Origin of the sequence: Intrasporangium sp., from assembly GCF_051961875.1 — a bacterium.
Classification (GTDB): Bacteria; Actinomycetota; Actinomycetes; order Actinomycetales; family Dermatophilaceae; genus Intrasporangium_A.
Map to the genome: position 1 here is coordinate 1 of NZ_JBQCCV010000231.1, position 4,642 is coordinate 4,642.

At 68.5% G+C, this 4,642-nt stretch carries 5 protein-coding genes and 1 pseudogene; 2 read left to right on the forward strand and 4 right to left on the reverse strand.

All coding sequences use genetic code 11. The annotated features are described in order from the left end of the window. From ACTHJJ_RS13655 to ACTHJJ_RS13670, 4 genes are all read right to left on the reverse strand, one after another. Positions 1-381: transposase (locus tag ACTHJJ_RS13655; protein ID WP_440303485.1), on the reverse strand; the 381-nt coding region annotated here is incomplete at its 3' end. After that, a complete protein-coding gene (locus ACTHJJ_RS13660; protein WP_440303486.1) occupies positions 327-977 on the reverse strand; it encodes an IS110 family transposase in 651 nt (216 codons plus the stop codon). The genes ACTHJJ_RS13660 and ACTHJJ_RS13655, both read right to left, overlap by 55 nt. A gap of 400 nt (positions 978-1,377) precedes the next feature. Then, positions 1,378-1,995: a hypothetical protein gene (locus tag ACTHJJ_RS13665; protein ID WP_440303487.1), complete on the reverse strand. Its 618-nt coding sequence runs from the start codon at positions 1,993-1,995 to the stop codon at positions 1,378-1,380. Between the two features lie 502 nt (positions 1,996-2,497). Beyond that, positions 2,498-3,028, reverse strand: a complete 531-nt coding sequence (locus tag ACTHJJ_RS13670; RefSeq protein ID WP_440303488.1) for a hypothetical protein — start codon at positions 3,026-3,028, stop codon at positions 2,498-2,500. A 153-nt stretch (positions 3,029-3,181) separates the two neighbouring features. On the opposite strand from ACTHJJ_RS13670, the gene ACTHJJ_RS13675 reads away from it, so the two are divergent. Both ACTHJJ_RS13675 and ACTHJJ_RS13680 read left to right on the forward strand, forming a co-directional pair. Then, complete coding sequence (locus tag ACTHJJ_RS13675) at positions 3,182-4,048, forward strand: LLM class flavin-dependent oxidoreductase (protein ID WP_440303489.1); 867 nt, start codon at positions 3,182-3,184, stop codon at positions 4,046-4,048. Between the two features lie 259 nt (positions 4,049-4,307). Beyond that, a pseudogene (locus ACTHJJ_RS13680) lies at positions 4,308-4,642 on the forward strand (hypothetical protein); the annotation flags it as partial.

Consider the following 4,642-nt stretch of genomic DNA (forward strand, 5'->3'; position numbering starts at 1 on the left):
CAGGGCGCGCATGGCTTCCATCGAGGTCTTGCCCTCGGCCTTGCGGCGGTCGTAGTAGGCCCGGCCCTCGGTCGGGTTGCGGAGCTGGACGGTGGCCATGATGTGCAGGACGCGGTTGATCTGCCGGTTGCCGCCCCGGGAGAGCCGGTGGCGCACGTGCTCGCCGGAGGAGGCGTCGATCGGGGCAGTCCCGGTCCAGGACGCGAAGTGGTTGCGGTCCGGGAATCGGGCCAGGTCGCCGACCTCGACGAGCAGCCGGGCGGCGCCGGACGGGCCGATGCCGTGCAGGCCCAGCAGCGAGGTGCCGGTCGCGGTCACGAGGGCCTTCAGCTCCTTGTCGGCGGCCTTCTTCCGGGCATAGATCCGCTCCAGGTCCACCACGAGCTCGAGGGCGACGCGTTTGCGGGTCTTGCCGACCTCGTCCCGGGGCCGGACCCGGCCAGGATCTTGCGGGCCTGCGCCGCGGACAGGTACTGCTTCGCGCCACCGGACAGCATTTCCGACAGGATCCGGTGCAGCTGGCCGACCTTGCGGGTGTGCTCCTCACCGATCGAGCGGCGCCGGTCGGCCAGCAGGCGCAGCACCTCCAGCTGCGCGTCCGACACGACCGGGCGCAGCCCGGCCATCCGGGACCCGACCAGCGCGACTGAGTGCGCGTCGGTCGCATCGGTCTTGCGGCCCTGCCCGGTGGCGAACACCCGCACCCGCGCGGACAGCTTCGCCGGCACATCGATGACGTCGTGCCCGTCGGCGAGCAGCCGGAGGGCGATCGGCCGGCCGGCGCCCTCGCAACCCTCGATCGCCCAGACCCGCTCCGGCCACGCCGCCACGTACTCCAGCAGCGCGGCGTAGCCCTCGATGGTGGTGTCGAACCGGCCACCGCCGAGCACCGCCTCGTCGGCGCTCATCACCTCGATCGTCACCGTGCGCTTGTGCGGGTCCATCCCGATCACGACCCGCGAGACGTCCTCGTTCACCGTGTTCTCCTTGCCCTTGAACCGATCACTGGTTGGGCATGGAGGGCACCGCTACTTCGAGCAGAGCAATCCCTTCTTGAGCCTCTCCTGCCCGGCGGTGCCCGGGCGGCGCAGTCCATGTGAGAGCCACACGATCATCGTGGGCAGCCGATGGTGAGAGCGACGAACCCGGGCACCTAGACCAGAGCCTGCGCAGGCACCGGTCCTGCCGTCAATGAAACAAGTAGCCGATGTGGGGACGAAGCACGGGCTAAGGAATCGGGCAAGACCGGACTCGCCAGGTCTTTCGCGGCGCGCCTTGGTAGGTAGCGACCCCTCGTCCAATGCGATGCAACGGCTGGGCGGCACGCGGCGACCGCGGCAGCACGGCCGCGACGAAGGCTCTCGGCGAGGTTGCGTGCTACTGGCAGTTCGCTCGGACTTGGAGCAGGAACCGTTCTGTACCGGGAGGCGCTTCCCGTTCCGGGATGGTTGGGCGGTCGACATCGGCCCCGGCGTGGGCGAGCAGGCTGAAGTCGCCCTTGCACCAGCCGCCGTTGGGCCCGCCTTCGAACAGCGTGGAGCGCGTCCAGCCCTGTCGGGCGGCCCAGCCGTTCAGCCATCTAACTGCCTCGTCGGCGGACGGCACGGCGTAGTAGAGCAATATCTGCGGGCACCGTTGGAAGCACAGGTCGTTGCCAAGGGGATCGCGCCCCAGGTACACGCTGTTCGGTGGTGCTGGTATCGCGCGGGCCTGCTGGGCGACGCGGGCGTGGTCTGGGGTTGCCACCGCGGGCAGCCAGATCACCAGGAAGGCGGTCACGGCCACGGCCGCGGTCAGCCATCCGCGCCAGCGGCGGGTGCCTCGGACGAGAAACCAGGTAAGCGGTGCGGCTGGGCCGAGGACGAGCAGCGAGTAGAGCCACCCGTTGGGTGCCCCGATCAGGTTCGTGAGCCCGAGGAACACGATCGCGACCGGCACGAAGAGGAGCCATAGCGCGGCCACGCCTATGCCGCGGACCCGCCCCAATCGCTTCATCCGCGTTCGCACCTTCCTCGTATCATCCGGGGGTGGCAGGTGACGCGAATCGTCGCACAACGGGGTGCCCTCATCGTGGCAGTTCAGTCGCCAGCGTTCGGCACATAGCCTGCGTCTGGAGCGATCTTGTCCAAGAAGGTCTCGATGTTCGGGACGTGGTCAGCCACGGTGCATTCAACTGGGCCCGAGAATCCGCCGGAGAAGCCGTAGCCGGGGTTTGGGCTCGATACCCACTCGTATCGGTACTCGCCGGGAGAATCTGCACAAGGACGTATGAGAAATCGCTCGCCGGGCACCTCGATGCTCAGCTCGTGGTGCGTCACCCAGGGTTCGACACCGCCCAGCATGGCTTGCCCTCTCCTGGTCCGGGCCAACTGAGCGCTCTCGAATGCACGCTCACAGGCATGAGACGTTTACCGGATCTGCCGCGCGGAGGACGTTCGTCCGGCCATGCCGCCGAGCGGTCGTGCCGATGGCTCGAGTGACCAGGAGACCGGGTCGGTCAGTCACTTTTGGTGTCTCTGGTCAACTTCTGACGGCGTACCCCGTCTGCCACGTTCTTGGTGGCGCCGCCCACGGTCTTGGCGGTGCGGGCGGTCCTCTCGACGGTGCCGGTCTTCCTGTTGGCGGTGCCCGTCGTCCTCTTGACCGTTCCGGTCGTCCTTTCGGCGGTGCCGGTCGCCTTCTTGTCTGCTCTAATCGTCTGCCCCTCGGGCGTCGGGGCCGCCTTCTTGACGGTACCGGTCGTCCCCTTGAGAGCACCTCCCGTCGTCTTGGCCGCCCTGGTCGTCTCGTCCTCAGCCGTTGAGGCCGCCGTCTTGGCGCTTCCGGTCGTCCTTTCGGCGGTGCCGGTCGTCTTCTTGGCCGCTCTGATCGTCTGCTCCTCGGCCGTTGAGGCCGTCTTCTTTGCGGTCTCCACCGGCTTGGGCGGGAACCACACGACCTTGGTGGCCTTGACCTTCGCTATGAAAGAGGCGCCGCGTGCTGCCCACTTCGCTCGGTTGCTGAGGCTCTTCCACCTCGTCTCGGTCATCTCCTGCTCCTTCCTATGCGTTCCATTCAACCCTCGTTCTCATCTGCGGAGGCAGGTATCGGGCTGTCGGATTTGGGTCGCCAACGAGGGTCCCCCTTGGGCAGGTTCTTCACCCGGGGCCCGTGAGCTTGCAAATCTGCCGGCGGTGGATATGTGGCCGATGAGTTCTGGAAGGCCGTAGGGTCCATAGCGCATGGGAGGAATGCAGCCATGACCAGACCGTTTCGCTTCGGAGTGGTCGCGCCGGTGCTCACAGACATCTCCTCTTGGCGCGAGGGGGCTCGCCGGATTGCCGGCCTCGGGTACTCGACCCTGCTGATGCCCGATGTCCCGCAGTGGCAGCCCTCGCCCGCACCCACCCTGGCGATGGCGGCCGCCGACACCGACCTCCGCGTCGGCACGTGGGTCTACGCGTCCCCCCTCCGCGCCGCCTGGCATACCGCCTGGGAGGCGCACTCGCTCACCCTCCTGACAGATGGCCGGTTCGAACTGGGCATCGGCACCGGCCGACCCGGGATCGAGGACGAGCTCAAGTCCGTCGGGGCGCCCGTCCCGTCACCGGGCCAGCGACTGGACCAGATCCGTCAGACCGTGACGCGGTTGCGTGAACTCGACGGTCCCGACACTCACACCCCCGTGACCATGGCGGTTCGTGGACCCAAAGCCCAGGCGCTGGCCCTGGAGATGGCCGACACCGTGACCGTCGTCGCGATCCCGGGCGATACGCGGTCGGATGCTGCCTCGATCGCGCACACGCTTCGAGGGGGACGGGACATCGAACTGGCGCTCCACGTCTCGGTGATCGGCGACGCCGTGGCGCCGTTCATGGCCTCCGCGCGCGACACCGACCCTGCCGCCATGCGCGCCTCGGACTCCCTTGCCTTTCTGCCGGATGACGCGGGCGCAGCGACCGAGTTGATTCAGCGCAGGCGGGAGGAACTCGGCGCCAGTTATTTCGTGTTCGGGGCCGACTTCGCCCCGACGATGGCGCCGGTCGTGGCCAGACTGGCCGGACGCTGACTCACAGGTATGCCAGCACCCTCCAGCCGGGATGACGGCCGCCTCCTTGCACAAGTTCGATAGGGCTCCGGCCCGGCAACAGAGCCGCCTCGGCGGGCGGCCTGCACGTTCGCTCATCCCGGCGATCGGGCGGCTACGCCGCTTGGGTCCTGAGCGATTAGCGCTGACGACGCAACCCAGCACCACCTCAGCAGACGACGTCAGCTGCCAGCCTGCGCGTTGCACCGTCAGTGGGTCATCCAGGCCCTACGCTCGCCCAATGGCCACAGGGTCGGGTCCGTCGCGACGCGCCGTGCTTTCCGGGACATTCGCTCTTGCAGCAGCGGCGGCAGGCTTGTCCGGCTGCTCCAACGCCGAGGGGCCGACCCTCAGCGAGGGCCTCCTGTCGAACCGCTTCGGGGTCGACTCCGCGCGCTGGAGGCTGGCCGTGCCGCGCACGGGCCGACCCCGCGGCCTCGTCGTCGCACTCCCCGGGTTCGGCGGTGGCGCAGACGACGCGTTCGGCCTTGGCTTCGGCGACGCCGTCGAGCGGTCCCGGATGGCTCTCGCCTCCGTGGACGGTGGAAAAAGCTACTGGCACCCACGCCGCGACGG

Excerpts from the sequence above, each read along its gene's own strand:
- ACTHJJ_RS13670 (WP_440303488.1), bottom strand. The coding sequence starts at position 3,028 with ATGACCGAGACGAGGTGGAAGAGCCTCAGCAACCGAGCGAAGTGGGCA.
- ACTHJJ_RS13665 (WP_440303487.1), bottom strand. The coding sequence starts at position 1,995 with ATGAAGCGATTGGGGCGGGTCCGCGGCATAGGCGTGGCCGCGCTATGG.